Source organism: Butyrivibrio sp. FCS014, from assembly GCF_000526935.1.
Classification (GTDB): Bacteria; Bacillota; Clostridia; order Lachnospirales; family Lachnospiraceae; genus Butyrivibrio.
Genome location: NZ_JAHA01000013.1, coordinates 85,060 through 108,917, shown reverse-complemented (window position 1 = coordinate 108,917; position 23,858 = coordinate 85,060). Strand labels below are relative to the sequence as shown.

The 23,858-nt window shown below is 41.3% G+C and carries 26 protein-coding genes and 3 tRNA genes; 1 reads left to right on the top strand and 28 read right to left on the bottom strand.

What is annotated here, in order from left to right; translation table 11 throughout:
* Positions 1–63: 63 nt before the first annotated feature.
* Positions 64–1,467, bottom strand: a complete 1,404-nt coding sequence (locus T456_RS0112145; protein ID WP_024866364.1) for an RNA-guided endonuclease InsQ/TnpB family protein — start codon at positions 1,465–1,467, stop codon at positions 64–66.
* A 96-nt stretch (positions 1,468–1,563) separates the two neighbouring features.
* Here T456_RS0112145 and tnpA point away from each other — a divergent pair, with 96 nt between their 5' ends.
* Positions 1,564–2,049, top strand: a complete 486-nt coding sequence (gene tnpA / locus T456_RS0112140; RefSeq protein ID WP_024866363.1) for an IS200/IS605 family transposase — start codon at positions 1,564–1,566, stop codon at positions 2,047–2,049.
* Between the two features lie 236 nt (positions 2,050–2,285).
* Here the strand turns inward: tnpA and T456_RS0112135 are convergent, their stop codons facing one another.
* The 27 genes from T456_RS0112135 to T456_RS0112000 all read right to left on the bottom strand — a co-directional run bounded on the left by T456_RS0112135 (position 2,286) and on the right by T456_RS0112000 (position 23,836).
* On the bottom strand, positions 2,286–2,501 hold the full coding sequence (locus T456_RS0112135; RefSeq protein WP_024866362.1) for a hypothetical protein: 216 nt from the start codon (positions 2,499–2,501) through the stop codon (positions 2,286–2,288).
* 207 nt (positions 2,502–2,708) lie between these two features.
* A complete protein-coding gene (locus tag T456_RS0112130; RefSeq protein WP_155838089.1) occupies positions 2,709–3,074 on the bottom strand; it encodes a hypothetical protein in 366 nt (121 codons plus the stop codon).
* Positions 3,075–3,086: 12 nt separating this feature from the next.
* The gene (locus tag T456_RS0112125) at positions 3,087–3,704 is read right to left on the bottom strand and encodes a toprim domain-containing protein (RefSeq protein WP_024866360.1); all 618 of its coding nucleotides are present in this window, start codon (positions 3,702–3,704) and stop codon (positions 3,087–3,089) included.
* A gap of 107 nt (positions 3,705–3,811) precedes the next feature.
* A complete protein-coding gene (locus T456_RS0112120; RefSeq protein WP_155838052.1) occupies positions 3,812–4,180 on the bottom strand; it encodes a hypothetical protein in 369 nt (122 codons plus the stop codon).
* 4 nt (positions 4,181–4,184) lie between these two features.
* The gene (gene istB / locus T456_RS0112115) at positions 4,185–4,949 is read right to left on the bottom strand and encodes an IS21-like element helper ATPase IstB (protein WP_024865699.1); all 765 of its coding nucleotides are present in this window, start codon (positions 4,947–4,949) and stop codon (positions 4,185–4,187) included.
* Positions 4,942–6,504, bottom strand: coding sequence for an IS21 family transposase (gene istA / locus T456_RS0112110; protein WP_207640365.1), 1,563 nt, complete (start codon positions 6,502–6,504; stop codon positions 4,942–4,944). Before istA ends, istB begins: the two co-directional genes overlap by 8 nt.
* A gap of 76 nt (positions 6,505–6,580) precedes the next feature.
* Positions 6,581–7,342, bottom strand: coding sequence for a DNA primase (dnaG, locus tag T456_RS0112105; protein WP_024866358.1), 762 nt, complete (start codon positions 7,340–7,342; stop codon positions 6,581–6,583).
* A gap of 2 nt (positions 7,343–7,344) precedes the next feature.
* Entirely contained in the window at positions 7,345–8,142 is a 798-nt protein-coding gene (locus T456_RS0112100) for a DnaA ATPase domain-containing protein (protein ID WP_024866357.1), read from the bottom strand.
* 138 nt (positions 8,143–8,280) lie between these two features.
* Positions 8,281–9,492 carry a hypothetical protein gene (locus tag T456_RS0112095; protein WP_024866356.1) on the bottom strand — a complete coding sequence of 404 codons (1,212 nt, stop codon included), beginning with the start codon at positions 9,490–9,492 and terminating at the stop codon, positions 8,281–8,283.
* Between the two features lie 9 nt (positions 9,493–9,501).
* Positions 9,502–10,767 carry an AAA family ATPase gene (locus T456_RS0112090; RefSeq protein ID WP_035802035.1) on the bottom strand — a complete coding sequence of 422 codons (1,266 nt, stop codon included), beginning with the start codon at positions 10,765–10,767 and terminating at the stop codon, positions 9,502–9,504.
* Between the two features lie 147 nt (positions 10,768–10,914).
* On the bottom strand, positions 10,915–11,850 hold the full coding sequence (locus T456_RS0112085; RefSeq protein ID WP_024866354.1) for a hypothetical protein: 936 nt from the start codon (positions 11,848–11,850) through the stop codon (positions 10,915–10,917).
* Positions 11,851–11,902: 52 nt separating this feature from the next.
* Positions 11,903–13,774, bottom strand: a complete 1,872-nt coding sequence (locus T456_RS0112080; protein ID WP_024866353.1) for an MBL fold metallo-hydrolase — start codon at positions 13,772–13,774, stop codon at positions 11,903–11,905.
* A 31-nt stretch (positions 13,775–13,805) separates the two neighbouring features.
* Positions 13,806–14,789, bottom strand: coding sequence for a helix-turn-helix transcriptional regulator (locus T456_RS0112075; protein ID WP_024866352.1), 984 nt, complete (start codon positions 14,787–14,789; stop codon positions 13,806–13,808).
* A gap of 223 nt (positions 14,790–15,012) precedes the next feature.
* A complete protein-coding gene (locus T456_RS0112070; protein ID WP_051465028.1) occupies positions 15,013–15,234 on the bottom strand; it encodes a DUF6462 family protein in 222 nt (73 codons plus the stop codon).
* A 19-nt stretch (positions 15,235–15,253) separates the two neighbouring features.
* Positions 15,254–15,454 (bottom strand): hypothetical protein, encoded by a 201-nt coding sequence (locus T456_RS0112065; RefSeq protein WP_155838088.1) that lies wholly within the window; start codon positions 15,452–15,454, stop codon positions 15,254–15,256.
* Between the two features lie 111 nt (positions 15,455–15,565).
* Complete coding sequence (locus T456_RS0112060; protein ID WP_024866349.1) at positions 15,566–16,513, bottom strand: DUF6017 domain-containing protein; 948 nt, start codon at positions 16,511–16,513, stop codon at positions 15,566–15,568.
* A 48-nt stretch (positions 16,514–16,561) separates the two neighbouring features.
* Positions 16,562–17,461: a ParB/RepB/Spo0J family partition protein gene (locus tag T456_RS0112055; protein WP_024866348.1), complete on the bottom strand. Its 900-nt coding sequence runs from the start codon at positions 17,459–17,461 to the stop codon at positions 16,562–16,564.
* The gene (locus tag T456_RS0112050) at positions 17,451–18,236 is read right to left on the bottom strand and encodes a ParA family protein (protein WP_024866347.1); all 786 of its coding nucleotides are present in this window, start codon (positions 18,234–18,236) and stop codon (positions 17,451–17,453) included. Before T456_RS0112050 ends, T456_RS0112055 begins: the two co-directional genes overlap by 11 nt.
* 120 nt (positions 18,237–18,356) lie before the next feature.
* Positions 18,357–19,751 carry a group II intron reverse transcriptase/maturase gene (gene ltrA / locus T456_RS0112045; RefSeq protein WP_024866346.1) on the bottom strand — a complete coding sequence of 465 codons (1,395 nt, stop codon included), beginning with the start codon at positions 19,749–19,751 and terminating at the stop codon, positions 18,357–18,359.
* 645 nt (positions 19,752–20,396) lie between these two features.
* On the bottom strand, positions 20,397–20,660 hold the full coding sequence (rpsR, locus tag T456_RS0112035) for a 30S ribosomal protein S18 (RefSeq protein ID WP_024866345.1): 264 nt from the start codon (positions 20,658–20,660) through the stop codon (positions 20,397–20,399).
* Positions 20,661–20,677: 17 nt separating this feature from the next.
* Positions 20,678–21,142, bottom strand: coding sequence for a single-stranded DNA-binding protein (locus T456_RS0112030; RefSeq protein WP_024866344.1), 465 nt, complete (start codon positions 21,140–21,142; stop codon positions 20,678–20,680).
* Between the two features lie 18 nt (positions 21,143–21,160).
* Entirely contained in the window at positions 21,161–21,448 is a 288-nt protein-coding gene (gene rpsF, locus T456_RS0112025) for a 30S ribosomal protein S6 (RefSeq protein ID WP_024866343.1), read from the bottom strand.
* A gap of 128 nt (positions 21,449–21,576) precedes the next feature.
* Positions 21,577–22,335 carry an NAD-dependent protein deacylase gene (locus tag T456_RS0112020; RefSeq protein WP_024866342.1) on the bottom strand — a complete coding sequence of 253 codons (759 nt, stop codon included), beginning with the start codon at positions 22,333–22,335 and terminating at the stop codon, positions 21,577–21,579.
* Between the two features lie 33 nt (positions 22,336–22,368).
* On the bottom strand, positions 22,369–23,277 hold the full coding sequence (locus T456_RS0112015; protein WP_024866341.1) for a S1 RNA-binding domain-containing protein: 909 nt from the start codon (positions 23,275–23,277) through the stop codon (positions 22,369–22,371).
* 89 nt (positions 23,278–23,366) lie between these two features.
* A tRNA-Cys gene (locus tag T456_RS0112010) sits at positions 23,367–23,437 on the bottom strand.
* A gap of 26 nt (positions 23,438–23,463) precedes the next feature.
* Positions 23,464–23,535: transfer RNA gene (locus T456_RS0112005), tRNA-Glu, on the bottom strand.
* 228 nt (positions 23,536–23,763) lie between these two features.
* Positions 23,764–23,836 (bottom strand) — tRNA-Asn (locus tag T456_RS0112000).
* Positions 23,837–23,858: the final 22 nt, after the last annotated feature.

Genomic DNA, 23,858 nt, shown 5'->3' with positions numbered 1-23,858 from the left:
TGTATTTGCTCTGATAGTTACAATGAACTACCCTCACCGACTCCACGTCGGAAAGGGTTTCTGTTATGCCGCAGGGCGGCATGAACCTGCAGGATGCTCTACGCATCCTGCAGAACAGGGCATGTCCACTATGCCTCTATCCCATTGGCTTACCTTTGGGAATACTTTCCTTAAGATGTTTGCAGCTCCATTTATGTCTGCATTTGTTATTGTACCATCGTAGTGCCTGTAAAGTCCTCTGTGTATCCTCTTTCCTGAAAAAGAGTAACTTTCTGACCTGTTCTTTTTATACACAGGGATATAGTCTTTTGCAAGGTAGTCTGACTTTGATGTGTAGCTTTCTTCTGTAAGGACAAACCTTATACCATATTCAGCAAGTTTGTATCTGAGCATGTCTGCAAATATCAGCATTGGTATCTGCACAAAGTTCTGGTTATTGACATGTCCTATCCCTATTTTCTGTTTCTGGTATGTATTATGCCCCATCACTACTACATCTACATGGTTATCCCTTGCATAGTCTGCAAGCTGTCTGCTCACCTTATGGAACTGATCCTTTATCCTTCTGTTCCTCTTTTCAGTAAGAGCATTCATCTTTCTTGTCCTGTACCTGTTGTTACAGGTCATGGCACAGGAAGAGAGTCTTTTCATCTCTTTGTTGTAAAACTGGTTGATTGACTTGATCACTCCTCCCTTAATCACAAATGGCCTTGCGCCAAAAGAGTTCGCTACAGCGGCGATATTGTCTGTTCCGGGATCTATGGCCATTACCCTCAAATCTTTCAGTTCCACTACATCTGACAGATCAGCGAGGATATCCTTATCGGCCATAGGGATCATCCCCTTGTCTGGAACTGACAGGACCACATCCAGGACAAAGCTGTTTCCACAGGGCTTTATACGCACTTCCTTAAGAGTTACTTCCTCAGGTAGCTTGCCAAGAGACAGCTTATCCTTTGTACCCGGAAACTTAAGGCAGCCATCCTTGATCCTGCAGATCTGATTTGTCAGGATGGCTGTTTTGAACGAGCCCTGTGACATATATCCCGGCATCTTGGGGCGACCTGTGAAAGCTTCATGATTCCTTCCATATGCTTTTACAGCTTCAAAGAAAGACTTATAGTCCCGAAGGAGGAGTTTCAGTATCTGCTGATTAGCCTGAGCCGGAAGGGCATAGTATGACTTATCTCTTGTTGCCTTTAGCAGATGATCAAGGGCATTATATGAGAGCCATTTGCTGTCCCCGAGATATTTGGTCCCGGAAAGATTCTCCCTTACAAGTCTGTATACTATCATCTGATTCGGAAAAAGAGGCTTGAACTCGGCCATTGAATCAACCGATGACGAATACTGCCTTAAGATGAAATTTGCCCTGTTGTACAGAACGGCAGATGATCTGCAGATATCCCTGCAGTAGTCATAGAGTATGTGGTTTCTGCTTATCCTGTATTGCCTTGTTCTGTACACGGTTGTAAATTCCTTAGTAGTATTCTATAGTATGTATTATAGCATATATTTCAGGAATAGGCAAACATCTGTTCTATTTAGATGAAGGGAAGTTTTATGGAGAAATCAGTATCAAGATCAGAAAACCTTGACGACTACAGAAGAGGTTCACATTCCGTATACAAGCTTACTTACCATGTGATCTTTGTGACCAAGTACAGAAAGAAAGTGATCACAGATGAGATCGGTGATTTCATGAAGGATTACGCAGCTTACCTCTGTGGACGCATGAACAGTGAACTTATTTCAGCAGAGACAGATGTTGATCACATGCATCTTCTGATCTCCATGCCACCTGATGTGGCACCTGTAAAACTCATCAACTCATTAAAATCGCAATTATCCAAGGAAGTAAGAAACACATATAGAACACATGTAGAAAAGTATCTGTGCGGAGATTCTCCCTTCTGGAGCGCAAGTTACTTTTGTGCTACCACAGGAAGCGTTTCACTTGATACTGTTAAGAAATACATTGAAGATCAGCGAACGGAAGAACACAAACGCAAATACATTAAGGCCGGGAAGTACAAAAAGAAAAGCTAGTGCGATTCTTCCCGCAACCGACTTCATCGGAAGGGGTTTTCTCGCACGTAATTTATAAATAACTCTGTATCCCATACTGTTCTCCCTTCTATGTGTAGTTTATACTGTTTTAACTCATTCTTTATTATCGGTTATTTAGCCCCGTCGCAACTCAATACTTATATTGATACGGATCCGCAGAGCAGAGGCGTTGTAATCACACTGTAAATAACCCTAATGCCTCTGCCCTCTGATTCTCAAACTTTTACCACTTCAAAATCCACATCATCATCCTCATCAAGAGGATAATCACCAGGATTTGACATATTTAAGATCTCACACCCAGTTTTATAACATCCGCACAAGTATAAACCATGCTCTTCAGCATCTCTTTTTAGTGACTTTTGGAATGATATTTTTCCAAAAATGGCAAAATAAAAACACTTTCTAGAATCTCTTCTAAAAAGTGTCATAACACAGCTTTCTTTTCGCTTTCGCTAGATGGTCTATGGTAAGCTGCCACCTTTGTGAGCCTCCATGTTCACCGCATACCATCACGGATTCCGCTTCATCGACGAAGCACATTTTAACGAGTGTGTAGCTCAAGAATTCTCTCTATACAATCATATCACATTTGACAAGTGTTTGCTTTTCCATATAGTTACTGCCTCCGTTTTTTATTATTCTTTAAGAGTCACACCGACACTCTTTATTTGAAACTGGCCAAGATCTATAACGACTTCTAAATGGAGGTCTGTTGAAATCTCATCCCCATCATCTTGATAATCACCTGGCAATGATACATAGATAGTTGCCACCACCAAAACATTTATCCTAACCTCATTATGTGAAAACTCTGCATCAACATCCTGGATTTCGTAATCCCACAATTCCATATTTTTAGGAATTTCGGTATTAAAATAGCAATCCTGCTCACACTCTGTGCAATCAATATTATCTGTGCATCTTACAATTTCAGGATGCTCCACGATATACTTTGATATTATGTGCACTAATCCCTTACTGGTCTTTTCAATATCTTTCATACTTTTCTGCAATTATTCACTCTTGTTCTCTGTAGTCCCATCATTAATATGCATTACCAACTCACGCAGCCCCATTTCATCAATAGAGTACTTTTTAGCGGCAGCCTCCAGATAATTTCCTCTTTCAAGCGGCTCCGTAAACTCGCATAATTTCTTCGCTATAAATCTGTGGAACTCCGTTTTTGATGCAGGATCCGACATTTCAAATACCTTTTCTTTAATCTCTATTTCGAAGAAAAAAGGATTTTGAGCTTCCCGAATCCTGGTTTGTAGTGCTCCAACTCCGGTATTCTTGATGAATTCATCAGGATCTTTATATGGGTGCAAGTCCAAGACCTTACACTTAACTCCCGCCTCTTTCAGCGTTCTAATACATCTAAGTGTAGCGTTTATGCCGGCATCATCGCTGTCATAGGCAATGACCACTGTATCTGTATATTTTTTCAGAAGTTGAGCCTGCTTCAGCGTAAATGCTGTACCCAGTGAGGCAACTGCCATACCAAATCCAGCCTGATGCATGGCAATAACATCCATGTATCCTTCACAGAGCATGATATAGCCCTCTCTTGTAGTTTTTGCGTAGTTAAGCCCAAATGTAACCGGCAAGTACTTTTCCCGAAATTTCGGCATTTAATTTTCCCGAATCCGCGGCATTTAAGATTCCATAGCCAGCGGCATTTTATTTTCCATACTTGTCTTTATTCTTGGGCTGCCGCGTAAACGGCAGCCCTTGTTGCTTAATTACCAAAAATGAAGTCAAGATCCCTGCCTTTTAACTTGGAAAAGTCGATATCGTCCAAAGGCTCTGAGGCATGATTTCTGGAGTCATCACTGTATCCGTAATAATCCATCATATACTTTCTGGCATCTTCAGAGCTCATATCCTTTGTTACCTGTCTCAGTTCTTCCTCTTCACGGTATATGTCGAGGAAATCTATTGGATATCCGCCTTCGCACACAGCCATGGCATTGTTCTCGTGAACGCTGTGACCTGCCGCCACCCATTCACGCAGAGCTTTACGCTCTTTGGGTGTCATTTTTGTGTCTTTCAGATATTCTTTGAGTTCTTCTTCAAGCATAGCCTGGTATTCTGGTTCTTTTCTCATATATTCACTTATCCTTTCCGGTTTCATTTAAAAATGATTTCCTGTTCTCAAGTCTGTAGCTCTTACCATTCATAGGGATCTTGTCGCACTGATATGAAAGCCTGTCCAGAATGGCAGTAGCAAGTGCTGCATCTCCGAGAAACTCGGTCCATTCTTCAAACCCCTTATTGGTAGTAATGACTATCGAGGTACGTTCCTGAAGCTCTGATATCAGCTGGAAGAACAGATTCCCTTCAGTTGCAGAGATGGGAAGATATCCGACCTCGTCTATTATCAGAAGATTTGATGAACGTATCCTTCTTAGCTTGACTCCAGCATGTCTGTCGATTTCTTCAGTACGAAGGACCTTTATCAGTGACTGCATGGTTGTATAGCTGACCTTATAGCCGTCTTCACATGCCTGATATCCAAGCCCTATCGCAAGATGTGTCTTGCCAACTCCGGGTGGACCGGAAAGTATTAAGTTGTATAGCCCATCTATCCAGGTAAGCTCTGTGAGCTGCTTGAACTGCTTTTTACTTATGACTTTACAAAAGGTCAGATCAAAGTCCTTGAGATATTTGGGATAGGGAAATCCTGCCTCCTTTATGCGCTTGTCCCTTGCTTTGTTTTGGCGGTAAAGTATCTCTCCGTCAAAGACATATGTAAGGAAATCCAGATAACTGTGCTGTTCAGTTTCAGCTGTATGGATCACCTCATCAAGGGCATCTCTTGTATGTATCAGCCCAAGGCTTCTGGCAGAAGTCTTTAAGGTCTGTATCTTATCCATTCATGGCACCTCCCTTCATCGCATCCTCATATATCCTTAGATCGCGTATTTCAGGGCTGCCGCCTCTGTACTTCTCTGGCAGCTGTACCTTTCCTGGTTTTTCTGTTTTGTTCTTGTCCGCTTCAAAACTGAACAGATATGCAGTAGCTGATTTAAGTTCAACAGCGGAGTAAATGTTTCTTTCAAGGCAATACGAAAGGGCACGGTTTATGAATTGTCCATCGTATTCTGTAAAGAGCCTCTTTACTATCTGAAGCTGGTCTCGATAGTACCGGCGTTTCTGGTGATACAGCTTCTCAAAGAATTCACTGGCAGACTCACTGTCCATGAACCTCGACAGAACATCTGCTTCAAGTTCCTTTAAAGACTGGCTTTTCTCACGGTAGTCATTTGTGGTTGAGCCTATGAGCTCGCCTTTCCCTGCGGATATCGGGTGTGTTGCATATATCTCTCCGGTCGACGCATCAACAATGGACACTTCTCCACCTTCTGTGATCATGTATACCTTCTTGCCTTTGGAATAAGTTCCTTTAGGTACGCGGTATCGGTTGCTATGGAAAAGGACCACGTTGTCTTTGCGGACCTGATAGGTTATACTTTCGTTGACAGGTTTTTCAAAACTGTACTCAGATACTGGTATGAGGTATTCCTTTTCGAGGGCGAACACTTCTGCCGGTATCTTTTTTGTTGTCTCATGAACCTTGGCATTTCCGGTTCTTTCAAGCCAGGCGATACAGTCTTCGTTAAAACTGTCTATATCCTTAAATATCCTGTGTTCAGCAAAACCGTATTTTAAGTACTTTACTACGTTCTCGATACGTCCCTTGCTTTCCGGATCCGCACCATGGCACAGGAATACGTCAAATCCGATTGTTTCTTTAAATATCTGGAATTCGTCTGTGTAGATGATATCCCCATGGTTCTCGCTGACTGCAAGCACCTTATCCTGGTCATAAACGATTTCCTGAGTTCTTCCGCCAAAGAATTCAAACGCCTTGATATGTGCCTCGATAAAGCTTCTTGTTGTCCATGGACGTTCTCTCCATAAAGCATACTTCTGACGAGAGTTGGAGAGCACCATTCCAAAGCAGTAGACCTTCTTACTCCGACCGGAAACCGTCTCCAGAATGATCTCGCCCATGTCCACCTGAGCCTGTTTTCCAAATGGGGGATCCTCTGTTGCCTCATACTGTCTGGAATGTTCAGGCTTTTTAATCCCGTATTCTTCTCGGATGGATACAACATAGTTTCTGAAAGCTCGCTCCTGAAACTCCAGATCCTTCTTACCGGTCTGCTCTTTGATCCAGTCATAGATCTGAGCTGCTGTCATATCCGGATATTTCTGAAGGCATTCGACAACGTAGTCTTTGTAGATGTCAGCCTTCTTGCGCCTGCATCCGGCATTCTGTCTGGCAATAGCAAAGTCATCGGGTGGCATGTCCCAGTACTTGTTGACTGTCTTGAAGTCAATTCCAAGTTTTTTACTGGTCTGAGATTTGTTTAGTTTGTGACGTTTCAGTTCTTGAATTTTTTCATAGATCATCCAACTTTTCACCTTTCTTCACCTCCAAAGAAAAGTATATCTTTGGAAGCATGATCTATGGAAAATAAAATGCCGAAACTATGGAAATTTAAATGCCGCTGGCTATGGAATTTATTTTACCGTTTACACCAAATAAATTCCTCCCCTTATCAAAGACAATTGTCTCCGGTGAATTCATATACTTAGGTTGTCCATTATCAACTACTCTTCCACCAAACCCTATCACCCTGGAATTTACATCCTGTATTGGAAACATGACTCTATTCCAGAATTTGTCATGCGTTCCATATCTTTCATCATGCGAGGCCAGGCCTGCCTCTAGCATCAGAGCATCGCTATATCCTTTTTTTCTAAGGTATCTAGTCAAATTATTGGAAAATCCAAGCCTAAAACGAGCTATTGTCTCATCTGACACATTACGCTCTTTTAAGTACGATAGCCCTTTCTCACCATTGGAATTGAATAATTGATATTCATAGTACTTTGTTGCTTCCTCAATAATCTCCAGTATTTTATTCCGTTTGTAGCGGATCCTCTTTGCCTTTGGAGATTCATCTTCCTCCTGAAGCGAAACTCCAGCTCGTTCTGCCAGCATCTGCAACGCTTCAGCAAAAGACATTTTTCCATATTCCATACAAAACGAAATAACATCCCCACCAGTATTGCAACCGAAACAGTAATACATTTGCTTTGATGGTGACACGCTAAATGATGCCGCCTTCTCTTTATGGAATGGACATAGCCCAAAATAATTGCTTCCTTTTCTCTTAAGATCTACAAACTGACCAATGACCTCAATAATATCGTTTCGAGCAGCAACCTCTTCAATGATTTCTTTTGAGTACCTCATGTTTAATGTTCACTCCCATCATAAGCATCAAAGATTCCAGCCGTTAGGACTGCTTTGGCTGTATCAAGTGTGATTAATGGTTTTACAGTTTCAGAGTATGCCTTAAGATTCGCCATGGCTCCTTCTATCTCAAATAATGATCTGCAATGCATTTTTCCAATGTATTCAACCACACCATCATCTATCAAAAGGTCCTTCTCCGCTGCTTTTTCTCTAACAATATCCTCGTTCTCTGGCCAATCAGGTATTCCCATATCTGCGACGATTCCAGATAAAAGTCTATTACGCAAATAATCATCACCCCCCTCAAATTCTCTGGGAGCTTTATTCGCTGACAAAACAACTTGTTTTCCATTCATGCAAAGGGAATCCAGAGTAAACGCAAATTCCTTACTACAGATTTCCTTTCCTTCAATGAACTGGATGTCATCAAGCAATAATACGTCTACATCTCTATATTTAGATCTCAGCATTGACATGCTAGTAGAACTATCGCTTCTGATGGCAGCGAGAACATCATTGATAAACATTTCTGCTGTGGCATAAAGCACTCGTGTATCTGGATTATGCGTGACAATATAGTTCCCTATTGCATTTAAAAGGTGCGTCTTCCCGGATCCGCTTACACCATAGAAGAATACAGGATTGTATAATGACGGCTCATTAGCGACTGATAGCGCAATAGAACGAGCAAATTGGTTTCTATCATTGACAATGTATTTTTCAAAGCAATATTTCTGAATAAGATTTGTATTATCCATTTCTATGGTAACTAACTCCTTTCCCTTCTCATCTATCACAAACAGTACGTCCTATGTAAGTTCCAATAATTCCACCAATTCATGTCATGGGCTCTTGGGAATAAATATCTAATTTTCTCACATGATTCTATAAACCATATCTGTATATGTAGCCTCCACAATAAACCTCCAATTAGATTATCTGTACCCTTTTTCCGTGTACTCCATGGCCTTATTAACATCATCGGGATAATAGCACCTAAGCCAAAGAAACAGATAAATCAGCATGGCCATAGCCGCTGCATGTGATTTATTAAAACAGTATCTGGCCATGTTTGAAGTAACTGTATAAACTTCCTCGCCTACATCTTCTGTTAATCCCATAGCAATGCATCCTGGAATGCCTTCCTCCTGGAATCCATGAATAAACTTGTACCGATAATCTTCTATCCCAGTCATCTTACATAGGGATCGTCTGGCTTCATTTGCCTGTTCAGGAGAAAAACCTGCTAATTCTTTGAACACACGGATTATCTGCTCTTGATAGACCAGTAATCCATGTGTGGTTTCAGTGATTTCTTTAAATTTCTTAGAATTAATTGTCGATTCCTTATTGTCCATACATGCCTTCACATATGGATCAACCATTTCATTATTTGCCCATGCCTCTAACCTATCAGGTTCCAACGAAATACAGCCAATCAAGTCTTCCATCGAGCAAGGTTTCTTTTCCAATATATATTCAGCCATCTCGCTTGTTGAAAATAGGGAGAAATTGTTTAAATAACCATTTCCGACACAAGCAAAAACATGCTGATCAGAATAATCTATCGCATCGATATTCACTTGTGCTCCTGTTCTCTGGTATATGTTCCGCAGGGATTTCCCTATGATATCCACTTCATACATATCAGCCATGCAACTTTCATCATGCGAAACACTAATGGTCAACTTTGGAGAACACCAATGGTATATCGCGTTCACATGATCAAACACTTCACTCTGCCTTGAAGGTTCAAAGTCAATCCACACCTCAAGCGAAGTCATCCATGATGCTAAAAATCTTTCAAATAAAAGATCGTACTTGAATGGATCAACATCAGTGATGCCGAGGGAATAAGCTACTGCGCTTGATGGCAGAGATCCTCTTCCCGGACCAACATATATCCCATTTGATTTTGCATATTGAACTGAATCCCTCAATATCAAGAAAAAGCTGTCTAGTTTCATCTTGTGGATAATGTTAAGTTCATAATCCAGTCTTTGCTGTATGCAATCATTTATATTCGTCCATCTGAATGCAGCACCTTCTTTACATAGCTTGCCTAGATATGAAGTAATTTCATATCCCTTGGGACAATCTACTTCCAGTTCCATATCTGAGTTCATATCAATAGTAAATACCAGCATTTTCTTCTCCTATCGCATGCTCATTCCGCATATTCTCTGAACATCTGAATATGTCAGAGTAGTATTCTTTATCAGCTCATCAGCTATTCTGTCTAATAGATTTCGATTCTCTACCAGAAGCTTTTTAACTTCCAGATAGTTTTTCTCCAACACCATAGCCATGGCACGGTTTCTGTTTTCAGCAGCAAAACTCGTCTCACGGTCCTGAATCCAATTACTAAAGCCATACATGCATCTGTTGTCTACTAGCATCTCTGCTTTATCAAATGCATTATGAAGATCACCGTTGGCCCCCATATCGACTTCTCCGAAGACAAGTTCCGTGGCAGCTTTTCCAGCTAATGATGTCTTAATAATGTTTTCGTTATAATCTCTGCAAAAATCTTTTTTATCTTCGCATCTTAAGTATCTGACAAAGCCATATTCTCCATCTTCATTTTTTCGAATTGAAATTATGCTTACACTCCCCGGATCCAGTACTTCAGCAGCAACCGCATGGCCAGCTTCGTGATATGCCACTCTACGCTTAATCTCTTCTGAAAACTCTTCATCGCTTTCAGGAGCCTCAAAGATTACATCTAAGCATGCATCGATTATGTTTTGCATATTTACTTTATCCTGACGATTAAAAGCTGCTTTCATAGCAGCGCTGTTTATTACATTCTCCAACGCTGCACACGATTCACCATTCAACATCCTTGCAATTGAAACCTCATCCAGATCATCGCAAATCTCTGTCTTATCGAGGTAATGCTTAACAATCCTTGCTGCCTCATTGGCTTTAGGCAGACGGACAGTAATTCTTTTTCCCAATCTTCCGGCTCTTTTCAAAGATCCCGGTATTTTAAATATGTTATTAACCGTTGCTATAACAAAAATATCCAGCCCCTTAATTTCATCCATACAGGATTGGACAGCTACAAATTCCTCTGCATCGCAGTCCTCATCCTTATCAGAAAACTTATCAAGATCGTCTAAAAGAACAATTGATGGCGTATTTTCTTTGGCACTCTTAAAAACTTCATTTATCGTTTTTACAAACTCCCCGTCGGTAGATTTCTTTCTACAAACAAAGGCCGATCGCTCTGTGGACTTAATAAGGCAATTTGCCATGGTAGTCTTTCCTGTTCCGGGTGCTCCATTCAGGATCAAGCCTTCATTGATGCTAGCCCCAAGCTTTTTATACACATCAGCGTTGTTCAACATGTCACTGATTATTCGTAATTCCTTTTTGATATCTTCGTATCCGATTATTTCCTCAAAAAAATCCTTCATTTCTCTTTCTTGCCCTTTCATTTACTACTTATTGGTGAAACAACTTAAGTGTGCACTCATGTTTCCTTTGTGTACCTTTACAATCACATAATAAAAAAAGCAATGTGCCTTTTTTAGCACATTGCTTTTTGCAGTGTTCTTTAAGATTTAGTTTTCAAACAGTTGCTTGAGAGTTTTGACATCAGTCCATTCCATTATTTTACAGTTATATTTTTTCTCCTGTATATAATTCTGAATGATATCCTCATGGTCTTTATAATAATCTACGGCTGTATTGGAGAGTATAATCATCATCTCAAAGCTTTTAAGTTCCTCTGGGTCAGGAACATTCATAGGCGGATTGTGCAGCTTCATCCCTTTGTATGCTGAAATAACGTCATGAGCTTCCTGTTTACGGTTATTTAAATATGGGCTTTCATTTATATAACGATTCATCCCATCCAGATGCTTTGTTAAGCCGCTTGTTTCATCTTCGCAGGCCTTCCACTTGGATTTGACCTCGATTAGTACAATAGATTGAGGTTTGCCCCTCAAGTATCTAACTGCAAGCATATCCGGTTCGTTTTCAAATTTGCATCCTCTCTGTTTGAATTCCAGATCATAAACATACAAGCCATCTTGAGAATCTGTCAGTTCCTCAAATAATTGTTGTTGGATTCTTTTTTCTTGGTATTTTGCAGCGTCAAAAAATTCTTTTATGACATTCACCATCATGTTGTAGGTCAATTCGACAAAATGATCATCGAAAGTCTTTTTTATAACATAGGGATAAGACTGCGAATGCATACTATCAGTGATAAAGCCAAGCGGCTTTTGTCGTAATTGTTCTAGAAGCTCCTCTTTGCGTGGACCTTTAGCATGATTAGCACTGACTTCAACCTTATATCCACGCGTATGTCTGGATATTTTCCATACCATGTGATTATTATAGTAAACTTTAACAGCTTCCGGAGTATTGTTACCTCTAAATCGTAGCTGTAGCCCACTATTGTTTTCCTGAATTTTGGCCAAGAAAGGGCTCAGTGCCCCCGTTCCTAAAAATGCTTCCCAAAATGTTTTACTAACAGCTCTATTATCATCCATTATGCTTTCCTGAAGGTCTTCACAGTTTATACATCTATATAACTGGTTGTACTTAGTTATATAACTCTATTTTGTACTCAGCGATGTCACCATTTACTTCATAGTCAATAGTAAATACTTTTACATGCTTCATAATCTCTTTTAGGTACTCTTTCTCTTCTAGGCTTTTAAATGTTTCCCACTGATGGCTTTTCCTCCCTGTGTCGTGATTGTATTTAAACATAGCAATTCCAGGTTCATATTTTCCATCGCAGTCAACAGTGTATGTGAGTATTTCAGAAAACATCCTACTTAGTGTTTCTTTACTATAGTACGGTTTAACTTCAACAGCATAGTGATCGTCAAGAATCAAGTCCATGCCGCCCACTTTTTCCATTACATTTTTTGTAGGCTTTTCATAATCAGAAACTGTAATTTCACCAACATTTTTCCATTTCAGTTTCAACTTACAAGATTCCTCACTACATAGTTTTGAGTTCTCATCATAGTAGTTCATGCAGCGGCATATACGTTTTTCAGTGATCGTATCCGTTTCACACTTTCCACAAAACTCATGCGTATCAATATGTTCTTTTTCCTCTTCCCATTTATTACGCAGCCTTTTTTTTAATATGTCATTGGGATTATCAGATTCAAATGCTTCTTTACATATTTCTGCAATTTGTTTCAAGTTATCCTCTTCAGCTGTTTTATGGTTAATATCATCCTTATCTTTAAAGCTAAACATAGTTTCCAATTCAAACACCTCACCATCTTTTATTGGCAAAATCTCAGTGTTAGCCGGTATTAAAAATCCTTCGTCCTCCACGTCATTCATAGAAGTATGATGAATCATAAGCTTTTCCGGTCTAACAACATCTATCACGTGTTCCAGATCTTCTTTTGTAATATGCCCTGAAACATGGATAGTCTCTATCCGTGTGGCAATATCTAGAATCTTTTTAACTCCTGGCAATAATCTGTAGCCGCTCCACATGGAATAGATTAGTATAGTATCCTCCGGATACTGGTCAAAATATTTATGCACTATCTGGCTGAATTTGTCACCAGATCTGACAACCATGCCAAATCCTCTATTTTCCATCTTGTCTTTTAGATAATCACTATAGTATAGCACCTTATGTGACTTATACTCTTTTTCCCTATCTTCATCAGCGATTTCCAGTATTTTCTTTTGATAATCATCAGTAATAACGTATTGTCCGTTCGGAACCTGTCTGGAAAACGCCGCAATCCTATCTATATTTGAGGACGATGTAAAAAGGAAAACATATTTATACTTTTGCTTTATCTCCTTAAACTTCTCTTCGATATCTTTTTCATTCTTATATATACCTTTATAGTCCTTAGAAAGATTCGTACCCTCGGTAATCATAAGGTCGATATGGCCCATCTCTCTGAATGTTTTTTCCATGCGCTCAGTTCGAAAACCGTGCATTCTGTAATCTCCTGTAATAAGGATCCTCTTGCCATGTCCTTCAACTATAAACATTGCAGAGTCAATTGCTGAATGATCAGATTCAATAGGTGTAATCTTCAAATCTTTTATGATAATAGGAACTCCATAGTCTAATTCTTGCACTCCATCAGCCCAGACCTCCTGACCATGACACTGCATATGCTCTTGCTGTGCCTGAAGAATCCTCCTGGCTGTCTTTTGCATATACACAGGAATTCCAGCCTTAATACTTGGTACTTCTCCAACATGGTCCCCATGATAATGTGTCAGAAAAACTGCATCACAATCTATATCTCCTTTTGTTACTCCTTCTATACTCAAAGGATTCTGGTCACCCTCATCCTCCAATGGAGATCCAAAATCAAAGAGCACTCTGGCTTCATCTGTTGCGACCTCAGTGCATATTCCGCCAATCTGGCGCATTCCCCTATGTGGTATTACTCTTATAGCCTTCTCATCATGCATAATAATTACCTGTAACCAATCGATATATTCCTTATTTGTATTTTTTGAAAATCTCTTCGGAAGCAGTTTTAATCCGTTTTCTCATGCTTTCTGGTTCTAATACCTCAGTAAGATGGCCATACTGCATTACCCAATAGAAAAAAGCATCAGGGTTGCACTTAAGATCAACAATTATGTCATCACCTTCTCCGATATTAACCCGAAAATCCTTTCCAAAGTTATCTATAAGTGTATCCATTAAATTCTCATGGGCACGTAGTTTAATATGCTCACTCTCACCGGAAAACATATAAACATGTTCTGAAATATATTCTGAAATATTGAGCCCATTTTCCAAGCCCTTAATGCTCTTCATTGGCTTTCGTGGATCCTTAAGAATCTCGACATCTACTATCCTATCTATCCTATAATGAGAAATATCATCATATGAATCATAGTTTCCAATGAGAAAATACTTACCCTTGTTGCTTATCATCTGGTAGGGACTGACAACATACCTAATATCCCTCTTAGGATGAAGTTTAAAGTCTATACCATATTGCAAATAGGAAAAAGAAATCTTCTTTCCCTTCGATATAGCTGTATCAATAGCAGCTATAGACTCCATTACTTTCTGATTCTCAGTATTCTTCCCACTGGAAACGCTATGTATATGTGACACATGCGATTTAAAATACTTATTGGAATATTTTTCAAGCTTTTTTACAAGCTGATGAGCTTCCTTGTCACTGATAGTATTTGACGAGAAAATACTATCAATTAACAATCTCAATTCTGCATCTGAGAAATCTCTCGTCTTAAGATAATATCCCTTGTTATAATCAATTTCATACCCCATTTCCTGAAGGGATACTATATTGTTTTTTATTGCGCGTCTCTCACAGCTTATTCCATAATTGCTATCCAAGAGATCTATAATATCCTGTTGCTGTAATCTATGCTCAATGTCTGAATATTCCTTGAGGATGCTTAAAATAAGCATATTCAGCATTTTCTTCGTACCTGTTCCGTACATATAACCCCCTTAAACTAATTTTGGATTATTGTTTTATATACCTACTATATTATTACCGCAAGTATATTTATTGTTGCTTTTTCATATATTTTTATAATAGTTTTAGAATCCTTTCTTCTCATAAGTTAACAAAAGCGATGTGCACAAAAACGCACATCGCTTTCTGCCAAAAAGTACGGATAATCACAGACGGAGCAATGCTCCCCCATAGAAATACCGCAAATCAATAATAACGATCCTCGTCGATCACCCTACAGGTCTCAAGGTACTTGTCGATGAGCTCAGTACTTACAAGTACAATCTTCCCCACCTTATGTCTTGCGTTGGCTTTCTTTGCCAGCTCCTCAAAGGTCTTTTGGCACATGCCATAGAGCTCTGCTCCGGTTGCATAGCGCACATACTTCGTTGTAGCCTTGCTTACTTCCTTAGTTTCGTTGATACTCACTACAGTCCCCTCCTTCTTTTCATGAAAAGATAATGTTGCTGAGTTTTTGGGTTACCATTTCCAAAACCATTTCCAGAAATGATGCAGAAAAGCTTATCATAAAAGCCACAAATGCAATCAGTCCTGTAATGGCTGCCTGAGGCCAGTCATGTCTTGATAAATACATGATCAGAATCACCAGGAGCAGAAGATTGAACAGCCCCAGAATGAACCCGCTCACTTTTGAGAGCAGCCCTGCCCATGATGAAATAAAACATGAAAGCAGGAACACCGGCAATAGTATAACTTTGATCAAGAGTTTGAATATAAACATGTCATCATCTCCCTTCCGCTAGTTGCTTAGCGCCTCATCCCAAACGCCTTTTGCCATATCGTGATTAACTTCAGCCTGGTAATATGCCCCAATCGTACTCGGTGCGTTGAACAGTGCGGCGAGCAGATATTTCCTGATGTTTCTGGGCTTCTCAGAGTTTTCTTTCATGCACTCAAGCACATACTCGATGTGCATATGATCAAGCTTAAGGAGCTTTCCCCTGACAAAATTCGTGGAGTATTTACAGCTTGCAATCACAGTGTATTCACTTGTGCTGAGCACCGTCTCCAGGATCAGGTCATACATCCCCTGAATGAGTTCTCTGTCATCGGGATATCGCTCCAGAAGCGAACCAAGACAAATGTTGTCTTTAACCAGTTCTGCATATCCAATCTCATCTTCATCGCATCGATCTCCCTGTGTCTCACTATCAATCTCAGAAGATATGATATGAAAAGATTTAGTATTATTATTTTTAGTATTAATTAATTTATTATTACTTGGGTTTGATTTCCAAACTTCCAGAAGTTTATTTTCCAAACTTTTAGAAGTTTGATTCTCAAACTTCTGGGCTTCAAGAGTTTGATTTTCAAACTTTTGGGAATCTCTGGGAATGAAGTTTTTGACATAGATTCTTGTTCCGGCACCGGGAGCTCCTTTGACCTTCTCGATGAGTCCAATGTCCTCAAGGGCTTTCATGATCTCCACAGCCTTATTCTTGCCGCAGTCGGCAAACTCCCTTACATCGTTGAGAGAACAGAAGATATAGGCCCTTCCAAGCTCATCAAACCAGCCATTCTTGATAGACAGGCTCATTCTGTCCAGCATCATGGAGTAGGTAATGACCTCCGCTATCTTAAGATCAGCATATGCAGGATCATACAAAAGCGGCTTCGGGATCTTAACGAAGTTAAATTGATCCGCCTCCTGACCGGTAAAATAATCCAAATCCAATTTCTTTCCCACGAGTTTTCCCTCCAAAATCTTTTTTCCAGAAGTTTACTTTTCAAACTTCTAGTTATTCTCCTCCTGCCATTTTTCAAGCAGACTTATGATCACCATTTCCCTCTGTTTTGCACTGTAATGAGGCGGAAAGTACTTATCCAGCTTTCTCTCTGAAAAAGTCACCTTCCTGGACTTATTGGTTTCAGGAAGTGCTTCGTTCAGTCTCTGATTCATGACAAACTGGGTCATGTTCTCAACGTTGTCACAGTTCTTAAGGGCTTCAATCTGAACCGGCTTAAGGAATCCGTTTTGTTTGAAGTATTCATAGAGCCAGGTCTGAATGTCCTTGTCGAAATAGGAGATATCTACTGCCATAACTAAGCCTATTGTCTTCTTATCTACCAGTTCTAATAATTCCGGAATGAGCTCAGTTAAGCGAATATATCTTTTTACCTGCGTTCCTGACATTCCTATATCCTCTCCTATTTGAGAAGATGCCAACTTCGGACCATTTTGGTCCGAAGTTAAGTCAGACCTCTTTCCCTGATGCTTCATATGCTCCATTTTCATCTTCAGTGAGAATGCTCTTTCACTTGGAAGGACTTCTTCCCTCTGAACATTTGAATCCACCATTGCTATTACAGCCTCATCATCATCCAGTTCCTTTACCACTGCAGGAACCACCTTCAATCCTGCCAATCCCGCTGCATGTAATCTCCTGTGCCCTGAGATCATTTCATAGGTTCCTTTCCCATCTGGTCTTACCAAGACAGGAGTCAGCACTCCATTCAAAGAGATGCTCTTTACAAGATCCTCCATCTTCTCATCGTCTATTACCTTGAATGGATGGTCCGGAAACGGATGAATCAGTTCAATCTTTATTTCCTCGGTCCCTTCCCCTGTAAGAGCCGGAGCCCCAAGCAGTTCTTCAACGGAAGCAAAATGAATCTTCTCCCTCTTAACACCCATGAGCCATCACCTCCCTTGTCAGTGAAAGGTATGCCGATGCAGCTTTTCCTTTAGGATCATATTCGTAGATGCTCTTTGCTAAAGAACTGATCTCTGCAGCTCTTACAGATAATGGAATCTCAATAGGAAATACCGGGATGGTCTTTCCATAGACTTCATTGACCTCAAGTGCAATATCCTTGGCAAAATTGGTCCTGCTGTCTACCATGGTAAGAAGTATTCCTTCTATCTCCAGCTTTCCGTTAAGGCGCCTTTTGACCGTGTAAATGGTCTTAATAAGCTGTTGAAGGCCCTTTACAGGAAGATAAGCTGCCTGAACTGGAATAAGTACAGAATCGGCACATGCCAGAGCATTAACGGTCATAACACCAAGTGACGGCATGCAGTCAATGATAATGTAATCGTATTTATCATTTATGGAATCAATATAAGATTTGAGAACCAGCTCCCTGCTCATTGTGTTCACCAAAGAGATCTCAACTGCAGAAAGCTCGATATTGGATGGAATCAGGTCCACGTTGTCTCTGATCTTGATTGAGGCAAAGTTATCTGGGATCTCCTCGTCATTGACAACCATTGTGAGGATATCCACAAGAGAGTCCTCCAGCTTGTCCGGTTCATCGTATCCCAGGCTTATAGTCAGCGAAGCTTGGGGATCTCCATCGATGAGGAGTACCTTTTTGCCCTCAGAAGCAAGTCCTGTTCCGAGATTGACGGCAGTTGTGGTCTTACCCACACCGCCCTTTTGATTAGCAATTGCTATGATTCTTGCCACGTTTCTTCCTCCTTGAGTCTTTTTTGATGACACAGGTTAAGAGGAAGGAATCGAGTAGGAGGCGGTGACTAACCGCCGTCCTCTCACAGCACCGTACGTACCGTTCGGTATACGGCGCTTTCAATAGTTGACGTGCACAGACTGATAGGCTGTGGCTAAATCATAGAAGCCACTGTTTATCAGTCTTTCATTTGTCATCGCCATGTTGACTGCGACTGTATGTGTGGTAAACCAATGTCCACGCCGACTGTTGCCAGCCATATGCGCCAAGTCCTTGGGCACACCCATCTTAATCAGATTTCGCACCTTTGTCTTGGGCTTCTTCCATTGTTTCCATATACACATACGGATTCTGTGATAGAGCCATCCGTTGATGTCATCGATGTTATTCTTCATGCTTGCTATTCCGTAATAGTTAAGCCACCCTCTCGCATACACCTTGATTTTCTCAAAACTCGGCTTGATGGACTGTACAGACTTACGGGAAGATAAGTCTTTCAGCTTGGACTTAAACTTCTTCCATGACTTTGGATGAACTCTGACATAAATGCCACTTCCGTTCCTTCCCAATGCAAAGCCAAGGAATTTAAAATTTCGGATTGCAAACACACTTACAGTACGGCTTTTCTCTCTGTTTACTGTTAACTTCAGTTTCTCTTCGAGGTATTTTGTACTGCTTTCCAATAGCCTCTCTGATGCCCTTTTGCTTCTTGCAAGAAGAACTATGTCATCTGCGTATCTTATGCAAGGTACGCCCCTTTTCAGAAACTCTTGGTCAAACTCATTGAGGTAGATATTCGCAAGAAGCGGAGATAGATTTCCACCTTGCGGTGAACCTTCCTCTGTATCAATGACCACTCCGTTTTCCATTACCCCACTTTTCAGATAACGCTTTATTAGTTGAACTACACGTTCATCCTTCACATTCTTTCTGAGGAGAGTGATGAGGATTTCATGATTCAAGGTGTCGAAATACTTTGATAAGTCCAAGACTACTGCAAAAGTGTACCCTTGTTCTGCGTATTCCTTTACCTTCTGTATAGCATCCTTTGCGCTTCTGTTTGGACGATAGCCGTAGCTTCCATCCGCGAACAATGGTTCATAGATTGGCACTAACTGTTGGGTTATTGCCTGTTGGAGTGTTCGGTCTATCACGGTGGGTATGCCAAGCTTGCGCACACCACCATCTGGTTTTGGAATCTCAACTCGCCTGACAGGCGATGGGGTATACTTGCCGCGGTATATGCGGTCAGTTAACTCCTGTTGATGTTCCTTAAGGTACGGAAGTGCCTCTTCGATAGTCATTCCGTCAATACCTGGCGCTCCCTTGTTTGCCTTAACTCTTTTATACGCTCTGTTAAAGTTATCCTTATACAGTATTGCTTCCAAGAGCTTCGGCTGTGCACTGTCTCTTTCTTTCCATATCCGATTGAATGACCTAAGCGCTTTCGCATACCCTTCGTGTTCCGCACTATCTCTTTGCGAACAGCCATTATTATCTATGTTTTCTGCCATTAACGGTCATTCCTCCTTTCTCGGTCATACTTAAGACTCCTACTGATTCGGTCCTTCGGTTAGCATGTCCATGTTTCCATGTCCATATCCCTACTATGACCTCTGCTGACTTCTGCATGTTCAGCACCGCCTCGTTTCCTTGTACGGTGGTTACTCCTTTCAGAGCATTTCACGCAGACCTCCCTAGGTACCACACGTTTCTTCCTCTCCATCCATCTGTCTCATTTATTACGCATGATTCCGTGTAGTTATTGGGCTTCGACTTGTGATGCAGCCTTACCCTCATGCATAACCTCGTATAAGATTTCTGTACGTCAGACCAGAGATTTGCCCGTGGGTTAGTGTGTTCCCCACATCCAGCTTCCTTCAGATTCCACCTCGCGGCGGACACCCTTGCCTTCGGCTATATCCTTCCCACTACCGGGTGGATTCGGGACTTGAACCCGTCAGAAACGTGCGCCGCTAGGCGCACATCAAAAAAAGACACTTTCTAGAATCTCTTCTAAAAAGTGCCTTTGAAAAGCATTTTTACCTTTCATACCAAGTGATTATTGGTTACAGTTTTTGACCTGACCCACTCAAAATGAGGTCAAATGACGGTCAATTACTTGTTAAATCACCGCCAACCCTTGTATTTACTGAAGATTACTCAGCTACGTAAGGCATAAGTGCAAGGTGACGAGCTCTCTTGATTGCAGATGTAAGCTCTCTCTGGTGCTTAGCGCAGTTTCCGGTGATTCTTCTGGGAAGAATCTTGCCGCTCTCAGAAACGAACTTCTTAAGCTTTGCTGTATCCTTGTAATCAATTACATTATCTTTGCCACAGAAAACGCAAACTTTCTTTCTTCTGTGCATTCCGCCTTTTCTCCTTACAGGAGCATCGGATCTATCAGACTTTGTGAAAGCCATTATTTTGTCCTCCTATTTTAATTGAAAGGAAGCTCCTCATCAATTCCGTCAGGAATGTTCATGAAGCCATCCTCCGGTGCAGAAGGTGCGGGAGCGCTGCTGCTCATTGAAGGAGCGTCTGCTCCGTAGTTTCCGCCATTGGAACCGGCTGAATTCTTGGACTCAGCAAATTCCTGGTCCTCTGCAACTACATCAGTTGTGTATACTTTAACGCCATCCTTATTGGTGTAAGAACCAGTCTGGATACGTCCGGTTACGATAACCTTGGTTCCCTTTCTGAAGTACTTCTCTGCAAACTCTCCGGCCTTGCCGAAAGCTACGATTCCGATGAAATCAGCGGTCTGTGCATCCTGCTGGTCTCTTCTGGAGAATCTTCTGTCAACAGCAAGTGTGTATCTTGCGATAGCAGTTGCTGAATCTCCCTGTGAATATCTCACATCGGGGTCTCTGGTTAATCGTCCACATAGTATAACTTTGTTCATATTTTCGTCCTCTTCTATTTAAGCCTCGTTCTTAACGCATAAATATCTGATGACGCCATCCATAATTCTCATGCGAGCTTCGATTTCAGCGGGAGCTGTGGGCTCACCATCGAACTGGATGAAGTAGTAGAAGCCTTCTGTCATCTTCTCGATCTCGTAAGCAAGCTTCTTCTTGCCCCACTCATCGACATTGGTAACCTGACCACCGTGTTTCTCGATAGTTCTCTTTACCTTCTCGATGACTGCGGTTCTTGCGTCATCCTCGATCTTCGCACTAACAACAACGGCTAATTCGTATTTGTTCATGCTATTTGTTACCTCCTTTTGGTCTCTGGCTACTTGTTTCAGTCAAGTAGCAAGGAATTTATCACAGGGTAACAATATACCATGTTTTTAGCATGATTGCAAGCATTTTTTGTTATCAGTACGTTATTTTATAAAGTAATTCCCTGTAGTTCGGCAACTTCAGTAAAGACTTTACCGATCCTCTCCCGGATCACCAGCGTGTTCTGGGCCTCTCTGACTGCGATATCACTCTCGTTTATCACAACCAGCGTCCTTCCTCTGAAATAGTTGACAAAAGAGGCAGCGGGATAAACCGAAAGGGATGTGCCACCGATGATGAGCATATCCGCTCTTGAAAGAGCGTCAATAGCGCCGCTGACCTGGTCCTCGGGAAGCCCTTCCTCATAGAGGGTTATATCAGGTCTTATCACACCGCCGCAACTGCACCTTGGTATAGGCTCATCCGATTCAAATATATAGTCTGACGGATACTCTTTTCCACAGCTCATACAATAGTTTCTAAGAGCACTTCCGTGGATCTCATAGACAACCTTGCTGCCGGCCTTCTGATGAAGCCCGTCGATGTTCTGTGTCACAACAGCCTTAAGCTTGCCCATTTTTTCAAGCTCGGCAAGATACTTGTGAGCATTGTTAGGCTCAATTGCACGAGTATCCATCTTCTGTCTGTGAAACTCATAGTACACCTTGGGCTCATAAACCAGGCAGCTATGGCTTAGGAGATACTCCGGCTGATACATGTCGAAACGTACATCATGCTGATTATAGAGTCCATCCTTACTCCTGAAGTCCGGAATGCCGCTCTCGGTAGAAACTCCTGCTCCTCCGAAAAACACAATATAATCGGAATCATCTATAAGCTCTTTCAGTTTCCTTGCATCTTCTCCCATAAGAACCTCCCTTCCAAAAGCCGACAGGTTTTATCAGAAACCTGCCTTTTTAAGCAGATCTGCCATTGATGTAGTTGCCTCACCATCACTGGTGTACTCAATCTTCTCTTCAGTTATCTCCTTGGCTGTAACATCCTCAAGGGCCTTCATGCTAAGGCTAAGCTTTCCGTCTTTGATGGCAATTACCTTTACCTTAACCTTCTGTCCAACCTTAAGAACTGATGAAGGATGTGCAATTCTCTGGTTGCTTATCTGTGAAATGTGGCAAAGACCTGACATTCCGTTACTAAGGCCGATAAATGCGCCGTAGTTCTGAAGGCTCTCTACAACACCTTCTGTTACAAGGCCAACCTCAAGGTTGGATATCATCTCTGCCTTCTTGGCAGCATCTTCAGCTCTTAAGAATTCCTTAGCAGAAAGAACCAGCTTGTTAGCCTGCTCGTCTGCTGTAATAACTTTTACTTTAAGAGTCTTTCCTACATATGAAGGAATATTCTCTTCCTCTACAAAATTAAGATCAAGTTTTGAAGCGGGGATAAATCCTCTGATACCCTCAAGGTAGGCCACTGCTCCGGCTTTAACAGCCTCAGATACCTTAACATCTACATATTCGCCGTTCTCAAGGTACTCCTTAAGCTTGTCCCAAGCCAAAACCTGATTAGCTTCCTTCTTGGATAAAAGGATATTGCCGTTTCCGTCATCTGTGCTGATAACTGTAGCAGATACAGTGTCACCAACAGCTATATCTCTGTGAATGTTGAATTTGGGATCGTCGGAAAGATCTTCTATTCTGATCGTTCCCTGTGTGTAATACATAAGGTCAAGTGTAACTCCCGTATCGGACACATCAATAACGGTGCCCTCAAGAATATCCCCAACATTTACTTTGCGGAAAGATCTGTCAATCTGGTCCTGAAAATCTTTCATTGTTTCTTCTGCCATACCATACCTCCGGATAATGATAAAAATAAATACCAATAAAGATTATAGCACAAAAAAACCTATGAATTTAACTATTCATAGGTTTTAAGAGGTGACAGGCGGATTTGAACCGCCGCTCAAGGTGTTGCAGACCTATGCCTTACCGCTTGGCTATGTCACCAAATATAAAATTACCGTTACTAATAATGACTCCGACGAGAATCGAACTCGTGTTACCGCCGTGAAAGGGCGATGTCTTGACCGCTTGACCACGGAGCCTAAGAGTTAGCGACCGTATTTTGGTCGCTTACTCTTAGGCCCTGCTGGTGTTCTTAGTGAGGTCCTTTCGAGCTTAGAACGCCAGTTGAGCCCGGCTTCTAAACGACCTTATCGATCAAGTGTGTTATTGCTATCGCTCTGCCCACTCTACTAAGCTCGTGGAAAACCTCGCTAAGTATCTGTGCAGGCTACGCACCAAACTCGACAATACCTCGTTAGGTGCTATCGCTCCCCCTGTCGGACTCGAACCAACGACACTTCGGTTAACAGCCGAATGCTCTACCGACTGAGCTAAGGAGGATTATACAAAAATATTTGTACCT